The organism is Arthrobacter glacialis, assembly GCF_002909415.1.
Taxonomy (GTDB): Bacteria; Actinomycetota; Actinomycetes; order Actinomycetales; family Micrococcaceae; genus Specibacter; species Specibacter glacialis.
This window is the reverse complement of the sequence record NZ_PPXB01000001.1, coordinates 43053-67828: the sequence shown is the minus strand read 5'-3', so window position 1 is coordinate 67828 and position 24776 is coordinate 43053. Positions and strand designations below refer to the sequence as shown.

The 24776-nt window shown below is 61.0% G+C and carries 22 protein-coding genes, 1 tRNA gene and 1 riboswitch; of the genes, 12 read left to right on the top strand and 11 right to left on the bottom strand.

Annotation, left to right across the window (positions count from 1 at the left end):
• Both CVS28_RS00330 and CVS28_RS00325 read right to left on the bottom strand, forming a co-directional pair.
• Positions 1-639, bottom strand: coding sequence for an ECF transporter S component (locus tag CVS28_RS00330; protein ID WP_103463753.1), 639 nt, complete (start codon positions 637-639; stop codon positions 1-3).
• A gap of 44 nt (positions 640-683) precedes the next feature.
• Positions 684-801: riboswitch (TPP riboswitch) on the bottom strand.
• Positions 802-1018: 217 nt separating this feature from the next.
• Positions 1019-4351 (bottom strand): glycoside hydrolase family 84 protein, encoded by a 3333-nt coding sequence (locus tag CVS28_RS00325; protein ID WP_133159016.1) that lies wholly within the window; start codon positions 4349-4351, stop codon positions 1019-1021.
• A gap of 266 nt (positions 4352-4617) precedes the next feature.
• On the opposite strand from CVS28_RS00325, the gene CVS28_RS00320 reads away from it, so the two are divergent.
• Positions 4618-4878: a DUF4235 domain-containing protein gene (locus CVS28_RS00320; RefSeq protein ID WP_103463751.1), complete on the top strand. Its 261-nt coding sequence runs from the start codon at positions 4618-4620 to the stop codon at positions 4876-4878.
• Between the two features lie 111 nt (positions 4879-4989).
• On the opposite strand, the gene mnhG is transcribed toward CVS28_RS00320, so the two are convergent.
• The 6 genes from mnhG to CVS28_RS00290 are packed head-to-tail and all read right to left on the bottom strand — an operon-like array spanning position 4990 to position 11407.
• Positions 4990-5352, bottom strand: coding sequence for a monovalent cation/H(+) antiporter subunit G (gene mnhG, locus CVS28_RS00315; protein ID WP_103463750.1), 363 nt, complete (start codon positions 5350-5352; stop codon positions 4990-4992).
• Entirely contained in the window at positions 5349-5624 is a 276-nt protein-coding gene (locus CVS28_RS00310) for a monovalent cation/H+ antiporter complex subunit F (RefSeq protein ID WP_370739445.1), read from the bottom strand. The genes mnhG and CVS28_RS00310 overlap by 4 nt, the downstream gene beginning before the upstream one ends.
• Positions 5621-6223 carry a Na+/H+ antiporter subunit E gene (locus CVS28_RS00305; protein ID WP_103463749.1) on the bottom strand — a complete coding sequence of 201 codons (603 nt, stop codon included), beginning with the start codon at positions 6221-6223 and terminating at the stop codon, positions 5621-5623. The genes CVS28_RS00310 and CVS28_RS00305 overlap by 4 nt, the downstream gene beginning before the upstream one ends.
• A 14-nt stretch (positions 6224-6237) precedes the next feature.
• Positions 6238-7866, bottom strand: coding sequence for a Na+/H+ antiporter subunit D (locus tag CVS28_RS00300; protein ID WP_103480276.1), 1629 nt, complete (start codon positions 7864-7866; stop codon positions 6238-6240).
• Positions 7863-8435 (bottom strand): Na(+)/H(+) antiporter subunit C, encoded by a 573-nt coding sequence (locus tag CVS28_RS00295; RefSeq protein ID WP_103480275.1) that lies wholly within the window; start codon positions 8433-8435, stop codon positions 7863-7865. Before CVS28_RS00295 ends, CVS28_RS00300 begins: the two co-directional genes overlap by 4 nt.
• Positions 8432-11407, bottom strand: a complete 2976-nt coding sequence (locus tag CVS28_RS00290; RefSeq protein ID WP_103480274.1) for a Na+/H+ antiporter subunit A — start codon at positions 11405-11407, stop codon at positions 8432-8434. Before CVS28_RS00290 ends, CVS28_RS00295 begins: the two co-directional genes overlap by 4 nt.
• A gap of 208 nt (positions 11408-11615) precedes the next feature.
• On the opposite strand from CVS28_RS00290, the gene CVS28_RS00285 reads away from it, so the two are divergent.
• A complete protein-coding gene (locus CVS28_RS00285) occupies positions 11616-12941 on the top strand; it encodes an MFS transporter (RefSeq protein WP_207797139.1) in 1326 nt (441 codons plus the stop codon).
• 91 nt (positions 12942-13032) lie between these two features.
• On the opposite strand, the gene dcd is transcribed toward CVS28_RS00285, so the two are convergent.
• A complete protein-coding gene (gene dcd / locus CVS28_RS00280) occupies positions 13033-13608 on the bottom strand; it encodes a dCTP deaminase (protein WP_103463744.1) in 576 nt (191 codons plus the stop codon).
• A 145-nt stretch (positions 13609-13753) separates the two neighbouring features.
• On the opposite strand from dcd, the gene CVS28_RS00275 reads away from it, so the two are divergent.
• The 5 genes from CVS28_RS00275 to CVS28_RS00255 all read left to right on the top strand — a co-directional run bounded on the left by CVS28_RS00275 (position 13754) and on the right by CVS28_RS00255 (position 17396).
• On the top strand, positions 13754-14239 hold the full coding sequence (locus tag CVS28_RS00275) for a cation:proton antiporter regulatory subunit (protein ID WP_103463743.1): 486 nt from the start codon (positions 13754-13756) through the stop codon (positions 14237-14239).
• A gap of 6 nt (positions 14240-14245) precedes the next feature.
• Entirely contained in the window at positions 14246-15424 is a 1179-nt protein-coding gene (locus CVS28_RS00270) for a cation:proton antiporter (protein ID WP_103480272.1), read from the top strand.
• Between the two features lie 61 nt (positions 15425-15485).
• Positions 15486-15860 (top strand): SHOCT domain-containing protein, encoded by a 375-nt coding sequence (locus CVS28_RS00265; RefSeq protein ID WP_341476395.1) that lies wholly within the window; start codon positions 15486-15488, stop codon positions 15858-15860.
• A gap of 143 nt (positions 15861-16003) precedes the next feature.
• Positions 16004-16074: transfer RNA gene (locus CVS28_RS00260), tRNA-Gly, on the top strand.
• 137 nt (positions 16075-16211) lie between these two features.
• Positions 16212-17396: a N(5)-(carboxyethyl)ornithine synthase gene (locus CVS28_RS00255; RefSeq protein WP_103463741.1), complete on the top strand. Its 1185-nt coding sequence runs from the start codon at positions 16212-16214 to the stop codon at positions 17394-17396.
• Positions 17397-17419: 23 nt separating this feature from the next.
• Here CVS28_RS00255 and CVS28_RS00250 read toward each other — a convergent pair whose 3' ends face one another.
• Entirely contained in the window at positions 17420-18514 is a 1095-nt protein-coding gene (locus tag CVS28_RS00250) for a fatty acid desaturase family protein (RefSeq protein ID WP_103480270.1), read from the bottom strand.
• Between the two features lie 163 nt (positions 18515-18677).
• On the opposite strand from CVS28_RS00250, the gene CVS28_RS00245 reads away from it, so the two are divergent.
• Positions 18678-19106 carry a very short patch repair endonuclease gene (locus tag CVS28_RS00245; RefSeq protein WP_103480269.1) on the top strand — a complete coding sequence of 143 codons (429 nt, stop codon included), beginning with the start codon at positions 18678-18680 and terminating at the stop codon, positions 19104-19106.
• Positions 19107-19151: 45 nt separating this feature from the next.
• Here CVS28_RS00245 and CVS28_RS00240 read toward each other — a convergent pair whose 3' ends face one another.
• Positions 19152-20483 carry an MFS transporter gene (locus tag CVS28_RS00240; protein ID WP_103463738.1) on the bottom strand — a complete coding sequence of 444 codons (1332 nt, stop codon included), beginning with the start codon at positions 20481-20483 and terminating at the stop codon, positions 19152-19154.
• A 149-nt stretch (positions 20484-20632) separates the two neighbouring features.
• Here CVS28_RS00240 and CVS28_RS00235 point away from each other — a divergent pair, with 149 nt between their 5' ends.
• The 4 genes from CVS28_RS00235 to CVS28_RS00220 all read left to right on the top strand — a co-directional run bounded on the left by CVS28_RS00235 (position 20633) and on the right by CVS28_RS00220 (position 24772).
• On the top strand, positions 20633-21508 hold the full coding sequence (locus CVS28_RS00235) for a LysR family transcriptional regulator (protein ID WP_103463737.1): 876 nt from the start codon (positions 20633-20635) through the stop codon (positions 21506-21508).
• Between the two features lie 81 nt (positions 21509-21589).
• A complete protein-coding gene (gene panD, locus CVS28_RS00230; RefSeq protein ID WP_103463736.1) occupies positions 21590-22006 on the top strand; it encodes an aspartate 1-decarboxylase in 417 nt (138 codons plus the stop codon).
• A 165-nt stretch (positions 22007-22171) separates the two neighbouring features.
• A complete protein-coding gene (locus CVS28_RS00225; protein WP_103463735.1) occupies positions 22172-23098 on the top strand; it encodes an AEC family transporter in 927 nt (308 codons plus the stop codon).
• An 81-nt stretch (positions 23099-23179) separates the two neighbouring features.
• Complete coding sequence (locus tag CVS28_RS00220; protein WP_103463734.1) at positions 23180-24772, top strand: helicase HerA-like domain-containing protein; 1593 nt, start codon at positions 23180-23182, stop codon at positions 24770-24772.
• Positions 24773-24776: the final 4 nt, after the last annotated feature.

Here is a 24776-nt window from a genome sequence, read left to right as displayed (position 1 = left end):
CTAGACCGCTCGTTCGATCGCGGCGCCGCGCGAAGGCAGATTGGACAACGCACCCGTGCGTGCCAGTCCGCGCACGGCCAGCCAGGACACCAATCCGGCAATGATGGCGCCAGAGATCATGGCCAGGACCACGTAGACGAGCTTCCACTCCATGGCCCAGGCGACATTCCAGACCAGGGAGTCGTTGATGCCCATGGCCAGGCCTGCCAGCGCTCCGGCCAGCAGGGCCACAGGCAGGTTGAACTTGCGGTAGCGGAACAGCGCAAAGCCCAGCTCAGCACCGAGGCCCTGGACCAGTCCGGAGAGCAACACCGTGAAGCCGAAGTGGGTGCCCAGCAGCCCCTCCACACTGGCGGCAATCAGTTCACAGTAGAGCGCTGCGCCGGGCTTGCGGATGACCAAGCCGCCCAAGACGCCGGCGATCAACCAGCCGCCACCGTACAGTGCGCCAACGGGCGGGAAGGCGACGGTGAAAGCGCTGATCAGGCCGTACCCGGCGGACCAGAGCCAGAAAATGACGCCGATGGCGACACCCAGAACGGACACCACCACAATGTCCACAACACGCCATGTGGACTTGCGTGCCGCCTGGTTTTGATTGCTTGGTGCGGCGTTTTTGCTCGCGATTGACTTACTCATGGTTCCTCCTTCGCAGGAGGGGCGGCAGGCGGACTTTCCGCGCAGCCGAAGAGAACTCGACTCCCTTCGCCGGTACTAACCGGAGCAGGTTCGAGGGTCTGCGGCTAACCGCACTCTCAGCGCCGGTACCCAAGGCGGGTAGACGCTCCCCTGTCGTGTTTGAATTGCGGCTTCAGTTTACCCCCGCCGGATGCCGCGCACTAATACTTCCGCACGACCTGACGTAATGCACCCGTTCGCCCACCCGTTCCTCGAGGTAGCCGGTTGCCCTCGTGCGGGGCGTCCGGTGAACGGGGCTAACGACGCCGGGCGGGCACCGAAGGGAATCCCGGTGCCCGCCCGACGGACAAGCTGAGGTACGACTCGCTGCCCGCTGTTGTTAGTGGCTCGCCACCCTGCGACGGGTCACCGCGAACACGCCCGCACCAGCAATGAGCAGCAACACGGCGAGCCCACCCAACATCGTGGCGTTGGCGCCAGTACTGGCCAAGCCATCCGCAGCAGCCGGGGTGGTTACCGCAGCGGTGGCCGCACCAGTGATGGTCAGCGGTGCGCTCAGCTGGCGGGAGGTCCCGTCAACTCCCACACCGTCAATGACGATGCTGTGCAGTCCGGGCGCAACATCCACAGGCAGGTTCACGCTCAAGGTCACAACACCCTGGGCATCAGCCGTGACCGTCCCCAGCAACACCGGTGTGGAATGCAGGGTGAAACTCGCCTCACTGCCCGGCTTGAAGCCCGTGCCACTAACTGTCAGCCTCCCACCCGGCGCCAGAGTTCCAGCGCTCAAGGTGATGCCAGCCGACGGCGTGCCCGACGGGGTAGCGCTCGGCGTGCCCGACGGGGTAGCCGTTGCCGACGATGACGCACTCGGGGTGGTCGTGGGGCTTGGCGTCGCTGTGGGCGTTGCCGTGGGGCTTGGCTCAACCACGTCGCCAACATAAGGCCCGCTGCCAACAGGGCCTGTGGCCCGGACTCCCAGCTCGTAAACGACCGGCCCGGCACCCACTGCCCGGCCAGCCCCGGACTTGAACAGGATCCGAACTCCGGAAATGGTGGCCTGCGTCAGGACAGCTTCCTGGAAGCTCACTGCCGGATTCAAGGCACCCAGGGTGACCCATTCGTCGTCGGACTTTACCTGCAAATCACCCGCCATGTGACCAACCACAGCCACCGACTTCATGGCTGCGGGGGCATCCAAAACATAGCTCAGGTGGGAGCCGGCAACGGGTGCGGTGGCTGCCTCGAAAGCACTGTTGATGGTGGCATCGAAGGCACTGGCCGGACCAGTCCCATTGGCACCGGCCAAGTTAGTGGTGAGCTTCTGGGTGGCTTCGAAGGCTTGGAACTCGCGAATCTTCACCCACTGGCCCCCGGAGTTGGCAGCCGCAGCCACCAGGCGGATGTACCGGGCGCTGACAGGGGTGTCAAAGCTCTGCTCGATGCGCGGCTTGCTCGCAAACGTGCCCGCCGAGGTCCATGTGCTGTTGTCGGCGGAGTACTCTAGTCGTGCGTTGTAGATCATGTCGCCGGCCTGAAAATCTGAATCGGCCTGTTGGATCAAAACCTTGCCAACCGGCTTCACTGCACCCAAATCAAGGGTGACGGTGGATCCGACCACCGGCGGGGCACTTGACCACCAGAGGGTGCTGGCGTTGCCGTCAACCATTTTGCCGGGTGTGTTTTGCTGGTAGGTTGCCAACGAAGAAGACGCGGTCCCCGGGAAGTTGTTCGCTGCTGCCACGGGGGTCAGGTTCAGCCAGGTGTTGTAGCGTGCCTGGGCTGCTGCGGTGAAGATTTCAAAGACGCCGTCACCCACAGACGGGATGATCTGGTTGGGTGTGATGCCAATGTTGTTCGGACCAACATCGGGCACGGTGGCGCGCATGGCCAACGCCATTTCTGCGTTGGCTTCCAATGCGGCATCCGTTGCGACAACGCCGTTTCCGGACTTGATGGCGATCAGCATGGCGACTTGCTCTTCCATGGCCGTGGCCCAATGGGCAGCAGCGTCGATCCATGGCTTGGAATCGTCGTAGAAGCCCTTCATGGCCATGGTTGCCAATGTCTCAGGGCCTGCCTTGATAGTGGCCAGGCGGTCCTGCAGCGACTTCATCCCTGCCACGTTACCGGCGTCGTACGCTGTCCAGAAAGCGGCTACATCGGCACTGAGGGCAGGGGCTGTCTTGGAGTTGGGGCGGTAGGGCTTCCAGCTCTGGTTCAAGTCGACGAAGGTTTCCAGCGACTTGCGCACGGCAGCCTCTGCACCGGCAAGCTCTGTGATGATTGCCGACTGTGTGGTTGCAGCGTTGTAGGCGGGACTGTTCCACGAGTAGTCACCAAACCCGGCCAGGGCGATCATGGAGGCGTAGGCCTCGATCATCGGGTTGGAGGTGATGCCGTCGATGTGCTTGTACAAGTTGGGATCGCGCCCTTCCAGCGGGTTCAGGAACAGGCGCCCGCGCTGGCCGTCGTTGACCGGCAGGTTGTCCCAGATGTAGAAGTGTTCGGCGTTGTAGGTGTCCACAGCCTTGGTCACCGATGCCTCGGTGATGGTGTTTGAAAAGACGCCCTCCCCTGTCCATTGGATCAGGATGGAATCATCGGTGGCCAGGCCAAACTGGTCCTTGTAAGGATCTTCGGCGGAACCGTTGTAGTTGGTGGGAACGGTTTGCAGGGGCTGCAGATTGTGCACCTTGACGTAATCGTTGACAATCCGGTTGAGGTAGAACGCCTGTCCGTCGGCGAGCTTCCTGAATCCGGAACTGGTGAACTTTGCCAGGTCGGCAGCACACTTCAGTGACGGATCAATGTCATCCAAGGCAATGTAGAAGCTGCTCACGCCAATGCTGCGGAGCTGGTCAAATTTAGCCACCGTGGAGTTGTAGTCGGCGTCGGAGGAGTAGCAAACATCGTTGCCCGGAGACAGGGCAAAAGTGAAGTTCACATGGTTTGCGTTGGCCTCATCGACGAGTTCCTTCAGGTCGGCCAGTTCTGCTGCGGGGTACAGGTCACGCCACTTGGCGCGCAGGTAATTGTCATCTTTGGGCGTGTAGATGTAGGTGTTCAACTTGTGCTTGCCGTAGAAGTCCAGCTGGTCCAGACGGGCCTGATGCGACCAGGGAATGCCATAGAAACCTTCAATGGCGCCTCGGATGGACATCAGTGGCCAGTCCTTGACAGTCATCGCCGGGGCTGAGCCGTTTGCGACCGCCTGGCTCAGGCTCTGCACGGCGTAGAAGGTGCCTGTGGCATCTTTACCGTTGAGTACCAGTGCGGGTTTGCCAGCGATGGTTCCGGTGGCAATCACATAGCCGTCAGTCGCCAAGGCGTCAGCACTTGTGGCACCCACAGCTGCCAGGGCCGCTGGGATGGCGGAGTTGTTGGCGGCGGTGCCCAGAAATACTGTGGCACCCGCGGCTGTTCCGGCATCCACGAATGACGCGGTTCCGCCTGCTTTGTTGATGACCTGGCCGAGCAGGTCCTTGGCGGCGGCGTCAGTTGTGGCGCCCACGGCGACCTTGACCGTGCCTGTCAACGGGACGGAAACGCCCGTTGTGTTCACTTCCTGCGGCGTGGGCAGAATCCCTGTAGGCGTCGCAGCCGCCTGGGCCATTGGAAGCGCGGCTGGCGACAACGCAGCCATGCCACTTCCGGCAATGATGGCCAGAGCCAGCGCTCCGGTGGCAACGTTCTTTAAGGCACGTTTCACACTGTTCCCCTTGGTGTTTTGCAAGCGGGCGTCATCACCATGATGATATGGATCACAATTTCCGGCCAATTGGGTGAAACTCTACTGACCTGCCAAGGATTCCGTCAATTGATTACGTACGACAATTGGAGGTGGCTAGCGAGCAAAATATGGCAACCCATCCGCACGTGAAAATGCCGCAAAACAATTGCCTGGACCTGAGAGGCTAGGCTAAACGCAAGGCATTTTCCCGCTTTGGGTCAGCCCCACACACTGAGGAGCGCTTTATGAACATCGTCTACAAATTGCTCGGCCCTGCCGTGACCTTGGGTGCAGGTCTTGTGGCTAGCAAGCTGGTGGACACGGTTTGGGAGAAAAGCACTGGCAACAAGCCCCCGCACGACGGGACGGACTTGAAGAACAGCCTCCGCTCCGCCCTGACATTTGCATTGGTGTCCTCGGCGGTGGCCGCCATCATTCAGGTTTTGGCCGGACGAACCACCCAAAAAGCCATCGCCCGGTTTGGCCAGCACCACGAAGACGTCTAAAACACCCGCCGGCGCGCGCCAAGCAAAAATCGAACGGGCAGTAGTTGTTGATGTTTTTGTTAAACATCAACAACTACTGCCCGTTCGGCGAGGTGCGGGAGGAGTTGGGGACTAGTCCTTGCGGTCGCCTTCTACGGCTGCAGCGACAACTTGGTCCAACTCATCAACACTGAGCAGTTCCGGCCTGCGGTGTTTTGTCCGGTAGCCGGCACGGCCCACCATGTGGGCAGAGACGGGCACCGTGAGCAGCTGAAAGAGCCACGCCACGATCAAGATCGGCAGCAGCGACCACAACCGCATCTGCAATCCCATGGCGGAGAGCATGAGCAGCAGACCCAAGACCTGTGGCTTGGTAGCCGCGTGCATGCGACTCATCAAGTCCGGGAAGCGCAGCAGGCCAATGGCCGCTGCAAGACTCATCAGCGCCCCGCCCAGCAGGCAGACGGCCGTCAGCACATCAATCAGGACGTTCATCCTTCTTCCTTCCTGTGGGCCACAAAGCGCGCCACGGTGACTGAGCCGATGAAGCCAATGACTGTCAGCACCACCAGGAGCGCCAAATTGTCGGTGTGCTTGTTCATGGCCATTTCAGTGGCCAGCGACGCTCCGAAAATAGCCAACAAAACATCCGCAGCGATGACACGGTCCAGCAGGGAAGGCCCGGCGGCAATGCGGTAAATGGTTCCTGCCGCGGCCAGCGTCAGTATGGCGGCAACAATGATGACAACAATGCTCATGGCGGTCATTTCTCCTCCTGCGAAGATGTGGCAGGCGCCGCAGGAGCCACGTGGGTCACCATGGGCGCACCGGTGGCTTCTGCCTTCAGTGCGGCCAGCTCTTCCTTGGTGCCCATCACCCGTATCAATCCGGCCTCGATGTCCTGGATACCTCGACGAACCTGTTCAGCAGCTGCCGGTGTCTCCACGTTCATGGCATGGACGTACAGTGTGGCCGTGCCGCGATCCACCTCCACCACCAGGGACCCCGGGATGAGTGACAGCACATGACCAACGGCCGTCATGAGCAGATCCGAGGTGCTGCGCAGGGGTACGGCAATGACCGCGTTGCGAATCCGCGGGCCCTTGGTGAAGGCCCAATACAGGACCTGAACACTGGCCACCGTGACTTCCTTGATGAACCACAGGACAAAAGTCAGGGCACGCAGCACGTTGAAGCGTCCGCTGAGTTCAACCGGTGGCAGGTAAAAAGCGCGTGATACACCCACGGCAATCAAGGCGCCAAAGAGCAGGTTGCCGGCGCTGAAGTCCTGCCACAGTGCACCCCACACCACAACAAGCCACACGAGCAGCGGCAACTTCTGCATGACGGTCCCATTGCGTTTCATTTTTACACCTTGGCTCATGGGTTGCCCGCCCCCAATCCCAGGACGGCTTCAATGTAGGCAGTCCGTTCCAGCATGCTGGTGGCTGCGTCCTGGCTCAAGTCAAAGAGCGGACCGGCAAAAACGGTCATGGCAACACCGAGCACCACCAGCCCCATGGTGGAATACACCATCATCTTTGGCAGGATGGGTACCTCGTTTTCACCCGAGAAACGACCCTCTGTGGCATCCACATGCTTGCTGCTGCGCAGGGCGCGCATGCTTTCCTTCCCCGAGGCGTCCGGAGCGGTGGAGAGCAGCACGGCGTCTGGATCTTCGGCGTCGGCGGCGCTGCGCCAAAATACACGGTTCCAGACGCGAGCCACCACCAGCAATGTCAGCAGGCTGGCTACGACACCGCCCACAACCACCGCATAGGCCAGCGGAGAGCCGTCGGCAACACCTGCTTGCAGGAGCCCCAGCTTGCCCAGGAAACCTGAGAACGGCGGAATGCCGGCAAGGTTCATGGCGGGGATGAAGTACAGCACGGCCAGAATGGGCGACAGCTTCGCCAGCCCGCCCAGGCGCATAATCGAGGAATTGCCGCCGCGCCGCTCCACCAGGCCTGTGACCATGAACAGGGACGTCTGGATGGTGATGTGGTGGATGACGTAGAAAATGGTGGCGGCCAGACCAATGACCGACGACAGTGCGACGCCGAAAATCATGTACCCGATATGACTCACCAGGGTGAAGGAAAGCATACGTTTTATGTCAGTCTGGGCTATGGCACCCAGAATTCCCACCAGCATGGTCAGCAACGCCACCACAAGAAGCACCGAGTTGAAATGGTCCGTGGGAAAGAGCAGCGTTTCGGTCCGGACGATGGCATAGACACCCACTTTGGTCAGCAATCCGGCGAACACTGCGGTCACGGGAGCAGGGGCTGTGGGGTAGGAGTCGGGGAGCCAGAAGGAGAGCGGGAACACAGCCGCCTTGATCCCGAACGCCACCAGCAGCAGCACGTGCAGCAGGTGTTGGGTGCCGGGATCCAGTTCACCGAGCTTGATGGCAAGGTCGGCCAGATTGACTGTTCCGGTGGCACCATAAATCATGGCGATGGCTATGAGGAACAGTAGTGAGGACACCACGCTGACAACAACGTAGGTGATGCCTGCACGGATGCGTGAGCCGGTTCCGCCAAGGGTCATGAGCACATAACTGGCGGTCAGCAGGATTTCAAAGCCCACGTAGAGGTTGAAGAGATCCCCGGCCAAAAATGCGTTGGAAACGCCTGCTACCAGAATCAAATAGGTGGGGTGGAAGACGGAAACGGGTCCGCTTTCTTCACCGTCGGCGGCGCCCTGCCCCGTGGCATAGGCAAGAACTGCCAGGCTCACTGCGGAGGAGACCACCAAGAGCAGGGATGAGAATTGATCGGCGACCATGACAATGCCAAAGGGTGGCGCCCACCCGCCAAGCTCCACGGCTATGGGTCCGGACTGCCACACGTGGGCCAGCACCCAGACCTCCAAGGCCAAGGTGACGGTGAGGGTGCCCAAGCTGACACGGCGCTGGGCACGCGGATGCCTGATCAGCACGAATGCCCAGGCGGCGCCCAGGAAGGGCAGGACTACGGCAAGTGGTGCCAGGCTGGCAACATTCATTCCTTCTCCCCCGTCGGCGATTGAACCTCTGGCGTTTTCAGGACCGGTGATTCTGGGTGCACATCCTTCTTGGATGTCGCGACCGCTTTGGCGTCAATCACTCTCTTGGGCACAATTCCTGGAATTGTCTCGCGCTTCCCTAGTGGCTGGTTATTCTCGTGGAAGTCGGAGACCTCAATGGCAATCTCGGAGTCCTCCTCGTCGTCGTACAGATCCTGCATGGCCACGCGAATATCCTCCTGGTCCACCTGGATGTGGTCGGCGCGGCTGAGTAGCCATGACCTGTAGATCAGGCTGAGCATGAATGCTGTCACGGCGAAGGAGATCACAATGGACGTCAGAATGAACGCCTGCGGCAGGGGATCGTTATATGCGCTGGAGGGAATGTCTTTGTTGAAGATCGGGGCCAGTCCGGCATAGCCGCCGGTGGCGAGCAGGAGGATGTTGGTGGCGTTGGCCAGCAGCATCAGACCGAGCAGCACTCGTGTCAGGCTCCGCTCCAGCAAGAGGTAGAGCCCCACCGCATACAGCACGCCCATCACCAATAGGAGGGTTATATTGATGCTCACTTGGCCACCTCCAACGGCTCGTCATCCTGAATTAGCGCGACGCCGTCCATGCCATCCTCTTCGTGCTTGTCAATCTCGGAGCCCAAGCTGCGCAGAACATCTACAACCAAACCAACAACCACCAGGTAGACGCCTATGTCGAAGAGTGTGGAGGTCACAAACTTCACGTGACCAAAGATGGGCAGCTCGAAGGCAATGATGGCGCTTTGGAACACGTCGCCGCCCAGGAAGAGCGGGGCCAATCCGGTCAAAGCCGCGATGGTCAAGCCCAAGCCCAAAAGAGTTCCCGCTGAAATCCTTGTTGCCTCAGCCAGTTCAAAGCGCCCACCCGCCAAATAACGGATGGTGAGGGCCAGGCCTGCAACCAGTCCGCCGGCGAAGCCTCCGCCGGTGGCGTTGTGGCCGGCGAGCAGCAGGTAGATGGAGATGACAATAATGCTGTGGAATACCAGCCGTGCCACCACTTCAATGATGATGGAGCGGCGCTCCGGGGCCAGGGTGCGCCCGGCAACGAGCCACGGGTTGCCAGGTGCTGCCGCGAACCGCTTGGCGATCTCAACGGTTGGTTCAAAGGAGGCGGCTTGCAGCTTGCCAACGCTTCCGGTGGCTACAGTCTCCGCCCGCGGAAGCCGCTGCCCGCGTCCACGCACAAAGATCAGGCTGGCAACACCTGTGGCCGCAATGGCCAGCACGGAAATTTCACCGAACGTGTCCCAAGCGCGAATGTCCACAAGGGTCACGTTGACAACATTGAGACCCCCACCACCCTCATATGCCATGATGGGCATATCAAGGCTCACGGGAACATGAATGCGCGATCCCATCGCCACGATGGCCACCACCACCATGGTGGCGCCAAAGGCGATGCCAATAATCAGCCGGGCAGCCTTGTGGCTGCCTGCCGTGCGTTCCAAAAGGCTTGCCGGCAGGGAGCGCATGGCGAGGACAAAGGCCACAAGAATAATGGTTTCAACCAACATCTGGGTCAGGGCAAGGTCCGGGGCGCCCTGCAGGGCAAAGATCAACGCAATGCCATAACCGGTCACCGAGACCATCAGGACAGCCATGAACCGTTTGCTGGCCCTGGCCGCGGCAATGGCGCCAATGACTATCACCGCACCAGCAATGAGCTGGAAGGGTGAACCTGGATCCACAAAGTAAAGGTCGTGGCTCCAGTGCTGATCGGTCAGGAAAAGGACCGCCAATACCGAGGCTATGGACGTGGACAAAATGACCGCCAGGTAGAAGAACAAGGAACCACGCTGGGTGCGTCCCGTAACCCAAATGGCCACCCTGTCCAGAACAACAATGGATTGGCGGTAGCCGCGCTCAAAATCGACAGTGGCAGGGATCTTGCCTTGGAATACTTCAACCTTGTTGCGCAGCAGGAACAGGGCCGTGCCGGCGGTCACCACTAGGGCACTGAGCCCCAGGGCAGGGGTAAATCCATGCCACAGCAACAGGTGCATGCCGTGGGGGTCATAGGCCGGGAATTGGTCGCTGTAGGGCTTGACCCAGCTCTCCACGAGTTGCGAGAAGAAACCGTAGGCCACCGTGAGCAGGCTCAGCAGCGCGGGCGCCGCCAGGAAGAGCCAACCAACGGGTTTGAACACTGTGGCCATGCCCTTGGCCTTGGGCGCAAAACCACCCCACATGAACCTGGCACTGTAGGCGAACGTCAGCACGGAGCCAAGCACTATGCCCACCAAGACTGTCCAGCCAATGACCGGGCCCGCCGGGCCGTGGTTTGCTGAAGCGATGAAGGCTTGGAAGATGCCCTCCTTGGCGATGAAACCTGCCAAGGGCGGCAGCCCCGCCATGGAGGCTACGCCAATGAGCGCCACAACGCCCAGCATGGGGGCCGATTTAAAGACCCCCGATAATTCGCGGATGTCGCGGGTGCCGCTTTGGTGGTCAATAATGCCCACCACCAAAAAGAGTGCCGCCTTGAACAAACCGTGCGCCAAAACCATGGCCATGCCTGCCATGGCGGCCTCCTGGCCGCCCAAGCCAACCACCAGGGTCAGGAAGCCCAGCTGGCTGACAGTGCCGTAGGCCAAAATGAGTTTCAGATCGTACTGGCGCAACGCACGCCAGCCACCCAGAAGCATGGTGCCCAGGCCCAGCACCACAATCATGGCCTGCCAATATTCGGTCTGTGCAAAACCTGGCGCGAGGCGGGCAATGAGGTAAATTCCGGCCTTGACCATCGCGGCGGCGTGCAGGTAGGCGCTGACGGGGGTGGGTGCAGCCATGGCGCCCGGGAGCCAGAAGTGGAACGGCAGGAGCGCCGATTTTGTTACGGCACCCACCAAAATCAAGGCGATACCAATATCCAGGAGCACCTGTGCGGTGCCGTCCATTGACAGCAACTCCGGGGCCTTAGCCAGGACGGCCGAAATGCTGTAGGTGCCAGCACTTTCGCCCACCATGATCAGGCCCACCAGCATGGCGAGCCCACCAAAGGTTGTCACGATCAGGGCCTGCAGGGCGGCGCGCCGGGCCGCAATGCGGGTGCGTGCATAGCCAATAAGGAGGTAGGAAAGAACTGTTGTCAGTTCCCAGAAAACAAACAAAAGAATGAGGTTGTCGGCCGTGACCAGCCCAAACATGACCCCCGCGAAGGCCAGCAGCTGGGCACCAAAGCCGCCCAGGCCGGCGTCGTCCGTCTTGAAGTATCTGGCGCAATAGGCCAGAACCAAGGCTCCCACACCTAAAACCAGCAGCGACATCAGCCACGACAGCTGGTCCATGCGGAAGGTGAGGTTCAGGTCCAGGACAGGAATCCAGGGAATGTCCACGGTGGGGCTGGGCGCCGTGTCCGAGTAGACGTTTTGGTACTGCACCAGGAGCCACACAAAGCTGGCGGCGGGAACGGCGGCGAGGACATAGAAGGCTGCTCTGCCCCAGCGGGCGAACAAAATGGGCGCGATAATGGCCACAATGAAATGCGCACAGAGGACAAACAACACTAAGGGCTCCGCATGTTTCGGGCTGGAAATGAGCGAATCACGGGGGTAACAGTCGGTTCCCGACCCCTCAACCCTATCAAGACCAGCGCACCGTCCACGCCCACAAAGCCGCGGGACGACTCACTGGCGGATCACCGGCGGAGGGCACACGCTTAATGTTCTTGATGCATATGCTCCCCGGACCACTGCGGCAGATAGCATGTGGCGTATGACGAACCCTCCCCCAGCTACCGTGTTGCCGCCCGCAGCGAACGCCAAGACCCCTGGCACCACATGGCAGGTCGTGGCATGGTCCCTGTGGGACTGGGGCGGGGCAGCCTTTAACGCTGTCATGACCACCTTCATTTTCACCGCCCTCTACCTGACGGGCGACGATTTTGGCGGAGCCGACAAGGCCACGGCAACACTCGCCTTTGCCTTGTCCATCTCCGGTTTTGCCATTGCGCTGCTGGCCCCGGTGGCCGGGCAACGCTCCGACCACAGTGGGCGGCGCAAGCTTTGGCTGGGCATCAACACACTCATTGTGGTGGTGCTGACGGGGGCATGCTTCTTTGTCCAACCCCACGAGTCCTACTTGCTGTTTGGCTGTCTGCTCATTGCCGCCGGTCACGTGTTCTTTGAACTTGCCGGCGTGAACTACAACGCCATGCTGCTGCAGATCTCCACCAAGAAGACGATTGGCCGGATCAGCGGTTATGGCTGGGCGGCTGGCTACCTGGGCGGCATCGTGGCCTTGCTGGTTGTCTACTACGGCTTGATCAAGCCCGAGGTTGGGCTGTTTGGCATCACCAGCGCCGACGGCATGACGTACCGCGCGGTGGCCGTTTTCTCGGCACTGTGGATGCTGATTTTCTCCATCCCGGTGTTCCTCGCCATCCCCGAATCCAAGCCCGACCCCAATATGCCGCACGTGGGATTCTTCCAGTCCTATAGGGAGCTATTCCGCACTGTCGTGCGGTTGGGCCGGACAGCACCGCACACCCTGTACTTCCTGATTTCCAGCGCCATCTTCCGTGACGGGCTGGCAGCCATCTTCACCTTTGGTGCCGTCCTTGCTGTGGGTTCCTTTGGTTTCAAGACCGGAGACGTCCTCATCTTTGCCATTGCCGGAAACGTGGTTGCCGCCGCGGGCGCCCTGTCCGCCGGCTTCCTGGACGACAAATTTGGTCCCAAGGCGGTCATTGTCACGTCCCTGATCGGCATGCTGATCTCCGGCACGGCCCTGCTGTTCCTTGACGGCAAGAACGCATTTTGGGTCTTCGGCCTGATTCTGTGCTTGTTTGTGGGCCCGGCCCAGTCGTCGGCGCGAACGTTCATGGGACGGCTGGCCCCCGAGGGGCAGGAAGGTGAAATGTTTGGCCTCTACGCCACCACGGGGCGAGCCGTTTCCTTCCTGGCGCCGCAACTTTTTGGGCTCTCCATTGTGATCTTTGGGGCCCAGCGTTGGGGCATTATTGGCATCCTGGTGGTGCTGCTGCTGGGCCTGCTGTTGCTGCTGCCCGTCAAGGCCCCGCCGCACGGCGCAGCTGCTTAGCAGCACACAGTTAAAGTTCGACGGCGGGTACGTCACCTTCAGCCTGAAGGTGACGTACCCGCCGTCGAAATTAAGTGATGAGTTCCGTACGCTAGATCTTGGTGCGGTGGAAGTTCTGGAACGACCGTGACGCGGTGGGGCCGCGCTGTCCCTGGTAGCGGTTCATGTGCGGGCCCGTGCCGTAGGGGTTCTCGGCCGGGGAGCTCAGCTGGAAGAAGCACAGCTGGCCAATCTTCATGCCGGGCCACAGCTTAATGGGCAGGGTCGCCACATTGGAGAGTTCCAAGGTGATGTGACCGGAGAAGCCCGGATCAATAAAGCCGGCGGTGGAGTGCGTGAGCAGGCCCAGACGGCCCAGCGAGGACTTGCCTTCAAGCCGTGCTGCGACGTCGTCGGGTAAAGTCACGGTTTCGTAGGTGGAGCTCAGGACGAACTCTCCGGGGTGCAGGATGAAGGGTTCGTCCGGAGCAACCTCCACCAAGCGGGTCAGATCCGGCTGCTCCTCGGCCGGGTCAATGTGGGCATAACGGTGGTTGTCAAAGAGCCTAAAGAACCGGTCCATGCGCACATCAACACTTGATGGCTGCACCATGGCAGGGTCATAGGGGTCCAAGACAATGCGTTTGGCAGCAATTTCGGCACGTATATCGCGGTCAGAGATCAGCACCCTCTAAAAATAGCGCATTTTGCCGTAATCCCTCCGCTGCAAAGTCGTCATTGAGTGTGCCCCCACTGCGTACCGGGACTAATTCCGCACCTCTGCTTGTTTTAACGTGGGGTATTCACACAACGGCACAGCTAAGGTAAGAGTCATGAATATTGAAGAGACACCTCTTCCAGGAATTGGTGTTCGCAGGGAGCTGCGTCTTTCAAGCGGGCGGCGCGTGGGTGTTGTGACCCACCGCGACGGCCAAACCGAGCTGATTCTCTCCCGCGTGGATGATCCCGATGCGTGTGCAGCATCCATTCCGCTCAGCGCCGAGGAAGCCGCCGGCTTGGGTTCCCTGCTGGGTTCTGCCCAGCTCATTGCCCAGCTCACCGCCGAACACGAGAATATTTCGGGCGTGACAACCCACCAGATCCTCATTCGCAAGGGCTCGGCCTTTGCCGGCCGGCCGCTGGGCGACACCCACATGCGCACCCGGACAGGAACGTCCATTGTGGCCTTGCTGCGTGACGGCAAGGTGATTGGTTCGCCGCGACCGGATGAGGTCCTGCACGTGGATGACATGGTCGTCATTGTAGGCACCGACCAGGGACTGGCGGACGCTGCACAGATCCTGCAGTCCCGCTTGTAGTTCTCCATGGACGGGACGGCTCTTTCACTTATTCAGCTCGGCGTAGTTTTTTTCGGGCTCGGTTTCTTAGGTCGTCTCGCCGGTCGCATTGGCATGTCGCCGGTCCCGCTCTACCTGTTGGGCGGCCTGGCCTTTGGTGAAGGCGGTTTCATCACGTTTGCCGGCATCGAGGACTTCGCCCACATAGCCAGTGAAATTGGCGTGATCCTGCTGCTGCTTATGCTTGGACTGGAATATACGGCCAAGGAACTCGTCACGGGTCTGAAGCAGTCATGGATGGCCGGACTGGTGGACCTGGTCCTGAACATGCTGCCCGGCATTGCTGTGGCCCTGATTCTTGGCTGGGGTCCGGTGGGGGCACTGGTCATGGCTGGCGTCACCTACAGCTCATCCTCCGGCATCATTGCCAAAGTCTTGGGCGATCTGGGCCGCCTGGGCAACCGCGAGACCCCGGTGGTGCTTTCCATCTTGGTCTTTGAAGATTTGGCCATGGCCGCCTACCTGCCCATTTTGACGACCGTCCTGGCCGGGGTGTCCTTCATGGGCGGGCTGACAGCCTTGGGGATTTCCTTGGCAGTCATCACTGCCGTTTTAGTGGGGGCTCTGCGCTACGGCCATCTGGTCTCCAACCTTTTGGACAGCCCCGACAGGGAATCCTTTCTGCTCAAGCTGCTTGGTGCTGCTCTGCTGGTGGCTGGCTTGGCGTCTGCCCTGCATGTTTCCGCCGCGGTGGGCGCATTCCTCTTGGGAATCGCCATTTCAGGCGGTACGGCAGAGAACGCCACACGCGTCCTTGAGCCCTTGCGCGACCTCTTCGCCGCCATGTTTTTTGTGCTCTTTGGTCTCAACACCGATCCCCGCACCATCCCGCCCGTGTTGGGCGTTGCCTTGCTGCTGGCCCTCGTCACCACCATCACCAAGGTAGCCACTGGCTGGTGGGCTGCCGGGCGTCAGGGAATTGGCGTACCCGGCCGGGCCCGTGCCGGGGCAGCCTTGATTGCGCGTGGCGAGTTTTCCATCGTGATTGCCGGACTGGCCGTCGCCTCAGGTGTAGTGCCGGTGGAGTTGGCAGCACTCTCCACCACCTATGTGCTCATCATGGCCGTGAGTGGCCCGGTCGCCGCCAGATATGTGGAACCCGTGGTGGCGCTGTTTCAGGGCAAAAAACCGGAGCCGGTTTTCTAGGCTCGCACTTGCTTTGCGTCACGGACGTAGCACCTGAGGCAATGTCTTGCGGCACGGCCGTATGATGAGAGCAACCGCCGGCCAGTGGCCGCACAGGTACTACTTCAAGGAGAACGCCATGGCTTTTGGCCGACGTAACCGCCCCTCCCTTTTGGGCACAGCTGCACGCACGGCTGTTATTGCCGGAACAGCTACGGCTGCCAGCAACGCAGTCAACGCAAAGGCTGCCGGCCAGCAAGCCTCCCAGCAGCAGGCCGCCGAGCAGGCCGTGCTGGCCCAGCAGGCGCAGATGCAGCCGGTCCCCGTGGCTGCAACAGCTCCCGCAGCTCCCGCAGATGATTTGCTGAGCAAGCTGGAACGTCTGGCAGCCCTGCACGCATCGGGTGCCCTGACCGACTCCGAATTTGCGGCCGTAAAAGCTTCCATTATTAGCTAATGTGCCCCGGCGCACTCCTGCCCGGCGCACCTGTCCGACAAAAATGCCGGGCCGGTTGGTGCGTGTCAATGGTCCAAAGCACCCTTGCACACGGGCTAGAATCAATACCGGAACAAAGCAGCTGCGGCTGATGGTGTTCCAATGCGGGCGTAGCTCAATGGTAGAGCGCTAGCTTCCCAAGCTCGATACGCGGGTTCGATTCCCGTCGCCCGCTCAGATTTTCCTGATGCTGCCCTCAACTCTTGAGTTGAGGGCAGCATTTTTTGTTGCGGACCAGCTGTGCTCCAAGTCATTGCGTGTAGGGTCGACAGAATAGGGCCCAGCAGGGTTCCTGCATAGAGGAGCGCAACGATGTCCGAAGATTTGCAGCCAAGCACGCCCATTTCGACCGGGCTGCGCCTGGGCGTTTTGGGAGTTTCCCTCAAGCCCGATGAACGCCGCGCCCCCATCCATCCGGAACATTTCTCCCGCATCGAGGAGAGCATCCGCGCACGCATGGTTGTCGAAGTGGGTTATGGTGTGCCTTTTGGTGTCTCCGACGCCGTACTGGCCACCCTGGTGGGCACGGTGGCACCGCGCGCGGAAGTCATCCAGGGTTCCGATGTGGTCCTGCTGCCCAAGCCCCAAGCCCAGGACCTGGCCGAGCTCAAGGACGGTCAAACCCTGTGGGGCTGGCCGCACTGCGTGCAGGACCGGGCCATCACGCAGCTGGCCATTGACAAGAAGTTGACATTGATTGCCTTCGAGGCCATGAACCATTGGGCTTCCGACGGCGGTTTCGGGCTGCACGTTTTCCACAAGAACAACGAGCTGGCTGGCTACGCATCAGTGCTGCACTCGCTGTCGTTGACGGGCTCCACCGGTGATTACGGACGCCGACTCAAGGCCATCGTCATTGGTTTCGGAGCTACAGCCCGCGGCGCCGTGACAGCCTTGAAGGCCCTGGGCATCCACGACGTGCAGGTCCTGACCAGCCGCAGCGTGGCAGCCGTGGCAGCGCCCATCCATTCAGCGGAAATGGTGCAATTTGATTTTGCACCGGAGGCACCACACAAGGGATTTGTGATGCTCGAGGACGGCGACGCACCGCTGAGCGAGTTCCTGGCCGAGGCGGATGTTGTGGTCAATTGCACCTTGCAGGACCCCAACGACCCCATGACTTACTTGACCGAAGCCGATCTGGACGCGTTCCGGCCGGGCAGTTTGATTGTTGATGTCTCCTGCGATGAGGGCATGGGCTTTAGTTGGGCCCGCAGCACAAGCTTCACGGATCCGATGTTTACCGTGGGCAACAACATCAACTACTACGCTGTGGACCACACCCCCAGCTACTTGTGGAACTCGGCCACCTGGGAGATCAGTGAAGCGCTGATGCCCTTCATTGAGCCCGTTCTGGCTGGCCCCGGCGAATGGCCGAACCATGACACCATTTCACGTGCCGTTGAAATTGCCGACGGCGTGATCATCAACCCGGCGATCCTGGAGTTCCAGCGGCGGCAAAAAGAGTACCCGCACCTGCCGCTGGCTGAAGCGTAAGTTCCGGTTTCTTTACGGGGGCGTCACCTGTAGCGCCGCACGAGCGGGCATTCAAAAGGGTCCACCGCTGACAGGCCCACCCGGTTCAGGTAGTCCACCACCATGGCGTAGGACTGCAGCAATCCGGTCTCGGTAAAGGGGATGTTGTTCTCCTGGCACACCTGCAACACCAGGGCATTGGCTCGGCGCAGTTCCGGCCGGGCCATGTCGGGGAACAGGTGGTGCTCCACCTGCCGGTTCAGCCCGCCCATGAGCGTGTCCATGAAGAAGCCGCCCCGAATGTTGCGGCTGGTTACCACTTGGCGGGTCAAAAAATCCGTCCGACTGCCAGCAGCCAAGACAGGCATGCCCTTGTGGTTGGGTGCGAACGACGCTCCCATGTACAAGCCAAACACACCCATTTGTACGCCTACAAAGGCCAGCGCCATGCCCCACGGGAGCATCACGAACAACGCCGCCAGGTAGAGCCCAAAACGCAGCACCAGCAGCCCAATCTCCACATACCTGAAGCGGACCCCGCGCCTGCCAAACAAGGTCTTGGCCGAGTCAAGAATCAGGCTGAAACCCAAAAACAGGATCAGCGGAAACAGCAGGTAGCCCTGGTGGCGGGTGACTACGGCAGCAAAGCCGCTTTTAGTGGCGGCACCCTCCTCGTAGAACGCCACCACACCCGTCTCAATGTCGGGGTCCTTGCCCACCACGTTGGGGAACTGATGGTGGGCCGTGTGTTTTTTGACCCACATGGCGTAGCTCATGCCCACCAGCAACGGCCCCAGGATCCGGGCCGTCCAGTCATTGGCCCAACCCGAGGCAAACACCTGGTGGTGGGCGGCCTCATGGGCCAGAAAGGCGAACTGGGTGAACAAGATTCCCAAGACGGCAGCAATCAAGAGTTGAAACCATGTGTCACCCAGCAGCACAAAGCCAGTGCCGGCCGCGGCAAGAACCAGCAGTAGGGCTGCAAACACCACGGCATAGAATGTTCGACGCCGGCGCATGAGTCCCGCGGCACGCACCCTTCTCAGCAGCACGGCATATGACGCGACGACGGCGTTGGTGTGCGCTGCCCGCCGGGGCAGCGCCGCGGTTGGAGCTGTGGGACTGTTGGGGGTTTGCATGGTGTCACCGGCAGGTCAGGGTCGACCGCGTCAAAGCCGGCAAAGGAAAACGAAAAAGGATTTTCGTACACCTATTTTAGTCCCGTTTGCGTCGAAAAGCTCCGTCACGGCCCTGCGAACATTGTTCCGCGCCATGCACAGGATCCGCGCGTAGCATTGATCCATGGTTGATTGTTTGACCACCGAACAGCGCCACCGGGTCATGTCGCGCATCCGCAGCAAGGACACCAAACCCGAAATGCTGGTCCGCCGGCTCCTGTACGCCGAGGGTTACCGCTACCGGCTCCACGCGCCGGACCTGCCAGGCACGCCGGATCTGGTCTTTCGCGGTCGGCATCGGGTTGTCTTTGTGAACGGCTGCTTTTGGCACTCACACAGCTGCTCCAACGGAACGCACAACCCTGCAACGAACGCCGACTTTTGGGCTGCCAAACGGACAAGAACAGTGGAGCGGGACAGCCAGGCGCTGGCCGGGCTGGCCGCCAGCGGATGGGCGGCCATGACGGTGTGGGAATGCGAGCTGCGCGACTTGACGGCCGTGGCGGATTCACTCCACCGCTTTTTGGGTCCCCCGGCCGGCGCCATCAAGTAGCAGCCAGGCGGGCCGGCTCACGCCCGCCTGCCCCGGAGCAACGGCTCAGCCTGCCTTGGGCACGATGAACACCAGCTGCCGTGGACTGCGCAGATTCACTTTGAGGGCCAGCTGCCCGCGCTTGGCCAGAACCAGCGCAATCACCGCGGCAGCCAGCACAGTCACGCCGCCGGCAAGCAGCATGGCCCACTGCACGCCCCAATGCTCGGCCAGCCATCCCATCAGCGGCCCGCCCAGGGCTTGTCCGCCAATGAGCACCATGATGTACAGGCTCATGACGCGTCCGCGAATAAGCACGTTGGTGGACATTTGAACCAACTGGTTGGCACTTGTCAAAAACAGCAGTGAAGCGAATCCTGCCACCACCATGACCGCACCAAACGTGGCCATGCTGGGCGCAAAGGCGGCCAGCATCAACACCACACCATAGGCGCCGGCGGCGGACATGACCCCGCGCAGACGCAGGGTGGCAAAGCGGGTGGAGGCGAGCGCTCCGCCCAGCGCACCCAGCGCAACCAAGGTGTTGAGCAGGCCGTAGCCCCCGGCCCCGGCGTCGAACACTGTATTGGCATAGGCGGCCATCAACACGGCCAAGCTCAAGCCAAACACGGCAAACACGGCTGCCATGGCGGCTGGGAAGACAATGGTGGGTTTGCGCAGGGCGTAGCGGACACCTTCCATGAGCTGGCCCTTGCCGCGTTTGACCGGCGGCATTTTCACCAGTTCGTGCGTGCGGATCATGGTCAGCGAGATCACCGTGACGGCGCACGCCAACGCATTGACGGCAAAGGCCCACCCGCCGCCCACGGCCATGATGAGGACACCACTGACGGCCGGGCCAATCATGCCGCCCATCTGGAAAATGGAAGAGTTCAAGCTGATGGCGTTGCGGAGTTGGCGCGGGCCCACTAGTTCGTTGACAAACACCTGGCGGGCGGGCTGGTCGGCCACCACCACCAAGCCCAAAACAAAGGCAATGACGTAAATGTGCCACACCTCAAGGCGGCCCGTCAGTGCCAGGACAGCCATGAGGGTGGCCAGTATGCCCGCGGCGCTTTGGCTGATGATCAGGATCAGGCGTTTGGAATACCTGTCGGCCAGGATCCCGCCCAGCGGCATGAGCAGCAGTGAGGGGATGAATTGCATAAAGACTGTGATGCCAACGGCTGTCACCGAGCCAGAGAGCTCCAGCACCATCCAGTCCTGGGCCACGCGCTGCATCCATACGGCAATGACTGCCAAAAGGTTGGCGGATGCAAAAATACGGTAATTGCGGATTTTCAGCGATGAAAATGTTTGACTCCACGGCGGGCGGGTAGTCACGAGGTTGATGGGGGCGGTCAGGGCAGCATTCTGATGTGCTGATGGGGGCGTCAAGGCTTGGGTCCTGGGACTTGGGGTTTACGGGGATTTACCTTTTTAACCCTAGGCCGCTCCCACATATGCTGAAAGTATATGATGACTATAAATACCATTGAGTTTTGTAATAGTTCTGATTTTCGTAATAGTTCCTTGGGAGTTCCACCATGGCCGATGCCCCCACCTTTGACCCCATTCAACTCAAGAGTTTTCTGGCCGTTGCGGAAACACGGAATTTCACTAGGGCCGCGGAACGCCTGGGGATCAGCCAACCCACCGTGAGCCAGCACGTGCGCAAGCTGGAACTGGCCGCGGGCAGGGTTCTTGTGTCACGGGATACCCGCGAAGTGCGCCTGACGGACAATGGTGACGCCATGACTGGCTTTGCCCGCACCATCTTGGCCGCCCATGATGTTGCCGCCGGCTATTTCTCCGGCGCCGCCATGCGCGGGAAGTTGCGCTTTGGCATGGCCGACGACCTGGCCATCACGGGCCTGCCCCGCATTTTGCGTGAGTTCCGCCAGCTGTACCCGCACATCAATTTGGAGCTCACGGTGAGCCAGAGCGACCAGCTGCACCGCAGGCTGAAAGCCGGTGCCCTTGATTTGGTGTTTGTGAAGTGGGTGTCCGGGGCGCAGGAGGGTGATGTGGTCAAACAAGACACCTTTGCCTGGGTGGGCTTGGAGCAAACCGTGCTGGAACCGGGGGCACCGGTACCCGTGATTGTTTACCCGGCACCAAGCCTGAGCCGGAAGCTCGCCCTGGACGCCCTGGAAAATGTGGGCCGCACCTGGCAGGTCAGCTGCACCACCAAGCAAATCAGCGGAGTCCTCGCAGCGCTGCGCGCGGGCATCGGCGTTGCTGTCATGCCGACGTCGTTGGTCCCGGAAGATCTCAAGGTCATCACCAAACGCTTTGACCTGCCTCCTGTAGGGGACGTGGATTTCACGCTGATCCGCAATCCGCTGGCCAATACCGAGGTGGTGGACGCCCTCACCCAGGCCATCATGGGCCGCAAGCTCACACCCGTGGGGCGGCGCTAGCTTGTTCTGCTGACGGGACCAGGTCATCGGTAAGCAAACTCACAGCGAACCAGAGCCCAACAGCGGTAGACTTGTGCCGTTATGATGCGAACCATGTTTAAGTCCAAGATTCATCGCGCCACAGTCACCCACGCCGATCTGCACTACGTCGGCTCCGTGACGGTTGATGCTGATCTTCTCGACGCTGCTGACATTCTGCCCGGCGAGATGGTCTCCATTGTGGATATCACCAACGGCTCCCGGCTGGAAACGTACACCATTGCCGGTGTTCGCGGCTCCGGCGTCATTGGCATCAACGGTGCGGCGGCCCACCTGGTGGGCGTTGGCGACCTTGTCATTTTGATGACCTATGCGCAGATGTCCACGGCAGAGGCCCGGGACTTTTTGCCGTCAGTGGTGCACGTCGATGCGCAGAACAAGATCGTCCATCTGGGCAGTGACCCCGCCGAGGCCGTCACCGAGGGCCTGCTGCGCCCCGCCATGGCCCAAGCCAGATAGCACTTTCCTCGCTTTTGTGCGCTTTAACGGCTTGTGGGCGGTTCTGAAACCGCCCACAAGCCGTTAAAGCGCAATTGTGACGATATGACATGGTTTCCGTCAATTCGTGTTCCCTGCATAGGCTGATGAGGTGCCAACACTAACCAGTCTCAGCCCAGGGCCGCCGTGCTAGCCGTCATCGAGGGCTTTTCAGTGGTCTGGCTGGTGATCCTGGTGGGCTGGTTTGTGGGCCGGCGAAAGATTCTGGGCGAGAACGCGCAGCTGGTCCTGAGCAGGCTGTCATTCTTTGTGGCGAGCCCTGCCTTGCTGGTTGAAACCCTGGGCCGGGCCGAGCTGGCAACGGTATTTTCCGAACCTCTCTTGGTGGCGGCGCTCAGCGCGGTGATTACCGGTGGCGCGTTCATGATCATCGTCAAGTTTTTGTTGAAACGCTCTCTGGCCGAATCGCTGCTGGCGGCCATGTCCTCCTCCACTGCCAATGCGGCCAACCTTGGCATCCCCATTGCGGCCTACGTCCTGGGTGACGCGGCCTTGATAGCGCCCGTGTTGGTGTTTCAACTGGCCTTCTACACTCCCTTTTATTTGTTGCTGCTGGACAGCCTCACCAGTGGGCACCGTGCCACGCCGGGACGCGTGGTACTGCAGATTTTCCGCAATCCCATGATCGTGGGAACTGTTGTGGGACTTGTTCTAGCGGCTACAGGCTGGCGGCTTCCCAATCTTGTGGCCGAACCCATCCACCTCATTGGGGGCGCGGCCATTCCGGCCATCTTGATTGCCTTCGGCATGTCCCTGGGCGCCAGCAAACCCCTGGCGGCCAGCGATGGACGGAGGACAGACATCTTGCTGGCCACAGGCTTCAAGCTTGTCATCCACCCGTGCGTCGCCTTCCTCCTGGCGTATTTTGCCTTAGGCATGAGTGGTCCGGCACTGTTCGCAGTAGTGGTGGCCGCGGCGCTTCCCGCGGCACAGAACGTCTACGTCACTGCCCAGCGCTATCAGGTGGGCGTCACTGTCGCCAAGGACACGGTGCTGGTCACAACAGTTCTGGCCATTCCGGCCATGTTCGCCGTGGCGTTCCTGCTGGGCTGATCCAGGCGGCTCGGTGAACGCCACCGGCAACATTTAGCGCATTTACGGCCCACGGAATGAGAGCCACGGTACGCTTTCGCTATGGCTACCAAGACACCCGCAGAGTTGATTGCCCAGCTTCAGACTGGCTACACGTTTACCGGCTCATCCATTGCACTCGGTGCCGCCATGGTGGGCGGCGAGATCCACCCCGAGGCGCAGATCAGTTTGCCGCTGGCCATGATGAACAGGCACGGCCTGGTGGCCGGAGCCACGGGTACCGGCAAGACAGTCACCTTGCACATGATCGCCGAACAACTCTCCACGGCGGGCGTGCCGGTGTTTATGGCTGACATCAAGGGCGATCTGACAGGGCTGGCCACCGCCGCCGTTGGCAGCGAGAAGCTCACCACCCGCACGCAGGCCCTGGGCCAGCAATGGGAGTCCAAGGCGTTCCCCGTGGAATTCTTGGCGTTGGGAGGCAACGGCAACGGTGTTCCGGTGCGCGCCACCATCACCTCCTTTGGCCCCATCCTGCTGTCCCGTGTGCTGGATTTGAACGAAACGCAGGAATCCAGCCTGCAATTGGTGTTCCACTACGCCGACACCAAGGGCCTTGAGCTGTATGACTTGAAGGACCTGCGCGCCGTCATCCAATTCCTGAGCTCCGATGAGGGCAAGGCCGATCTTGAAGAGTTGGGCGGCTTGTCCAAGGCCACAGCTGGCGTCATTTTGCGCAACTTGATCACCTTGGATGCCCAAGGCATGGGCGAATTTTTCGGCATGCCGGAGTTCGACACCGCCGAGCTGTTGCGCACCGCCCCCGACGGCCGCGGCGTCATCACCTGCCTGGAACTGCCCAGCATCCAGGACAAGCCGCTGTTGTTCTCCACCTTCCTCATGTGGATGCTGGCGGATCTGTTCCGCGACCTGCCGGAAGTGGGCGATCTGGACAAACCCAAGCTGGTGTTCTTCTTCGATGAAGCTCATCTGCTGTTCAACGGCGCCAGCAAGGCGTTCCTGAACGCCATCACCCAGACGGTGCGCCTGATTCGCTCCAAGGGCGTGGGCATCTTCTTTGTCACCCAGACGCCCAAGGATGTTCCGGCCGATGTCCTGGCGCAGTTGGCCAACCGAGTCCAGCACGCCCTGCGCGCCTTCACCCCGGAGGATGCCAAGGCACTCAAGGCAACAGTCTCCACCTTCCCCATCAACAGTTACGACCTCGAGGAAGTGCTCACCAACGCAGGCATTGGCGAGGCAGTGGTGACGGTCATGAATGAAAATGGTGCGCCCACGCCTGTGGCGCTGACCCGCCTGCGCGCGCCCGGTTCAGTCATGGGCCCCAGCTCCCCGGACACCGTCACGGCTGTCATTGCGGCCTCGGCACTGCTGCCCACCTATGGGACAGCCGTTGATCCGGTCTCCGCCTTCGAAAAGTTGCAGGCCCCCGCCACCGCTGCGGCCCCGCCCGCCACAGGCCCGGCAGTGGGGACGCCCCTTCCGCCGCCTCCCCCAGTCCAGCTTCCGGCTCCCACCAACGACGGCGGCGACATCGCCTCAGGCGTGATCGGCGCCTTGGGCGGGGCCCTCGGCGGCGGGCTCAAGAGCATGGTCCGATCCATGGGCTCATCCCTGGGCCGGAACCTCATGCGCGACATTTTCGGCACGGCACCGCGCAAACGCCGCCGCTGATACC

Bases quoted from the DNA above. Each gene is read 5' to 3' on its own strand.
- CVS28_RS00275 (WP_103463743.1), top strand. From the start codon at position 13,754: ATGAATATTGAAGAGACACCTCTTCCAGGAATTGGTGTTCGCAGGGAG.
- CVS28_RS00220 (WP_103463734.1), top strand. From the start codon at position 23,180: ATGGCTACCAAGACACCCGCAGAGTTGATTGCCCAGCTTCAGACTGGC.
- CVS28_RS00265 (WP_341476395.1), top strand. From the start codon at position 15,486: ATGATGAGAGCAACCGCCGGCCAGTGGCCGCACAGGTACTACTTCAAG.
- CVS28_RS00270 (WP_103480272.1), top strand. From the start codon at position 14,246: ATGGACGGGACGGCTCTTTCACTTATTCAGCTCGGCGTAGTTTTTTTC.
- CVS28_RS00305 (WP_103463749.1), bottom strand. From the start codon at position 6,223: ATGAAACGCAATGGGACCGTCATGCAGAAGTTGCCGCTGCTCGTGTGG.
- CVS28_RS00330 (WP_103463753.1), bottom strand. From the start codon at position 639: ATGAGTAAGTCAATCGCGAGCAAAAACGCCGCACCAAGCAATCAAAAC.
- CVS28_RS00245 (WP_103480269.1), top strand. From the start codon at position 18,678: ATGGTTGATTGTTTGACCACCGAACAGCGCCACCGGGTCATGTCGCGC.
- CVS28_RS00250 (WP_103480270.1), bottom strand. From the start codon at position 18,514: ATGCAAACCCCCAACAGTCCCACAGCTCCAACCGCGGCGCTGCCCCGG.
- CVS28_RS00320 (WP_103463751.1), top strand. From the start codon at position 4,618: ATGAACATCGTCTACAAATTGCTCGGCCCTGCCGTGACCTTGGGTGCA.
- CVS28_RS00235 (WP_103463737.1), top strand. From the start codon at position 20,633: ATGGCCGATGCCCCCACCTTTGACCCCATTCAACTCAAGAGTTTTCTG.
- CVS28_RS00285 (WP_207797139.1), top strand. From the start codon at position 11,616: ATGACGAACCCTCCCCCAGCTACCGTGTTGCCGCCCGCAGCGAACGCC.
- CVS28_RS00255 (WP_103463741.1), top strand. From the start codon at position 16,212: ATGTCCGAAGATTTGCAGCCAAGCACGCCCATTTCGACCGGGCTGCGC.
- CVS28_RS00310 (WP_370739445.1), bottom strand. From the start codon at position 5,624: ATGACCGCCATGAGCATTGTTGTCATCATTGTTGCCGCCATACTGACG.
- panD (WP_103463736.1), top strand. From the start codon at position 21,590: ATGATGCGAACCATGTTTAAGTCCAAGATTCATCGCGCCACAGTCACC.
- mnhG (WP_103463750.1), bottom strand. From the start codon at position 5,352: ATGAACGTCCTGATTGATGTGCTGACGGCCGTCTGCCTGCTGGGCGGG.
- CVS28_RS00300 (WP_103480276.1), bottom strand. From the start codon at position 7,866: ATGAATGTTGCCAGCCTGGCACCACTTGCCGTAGTCCTGCCCTTCCTG.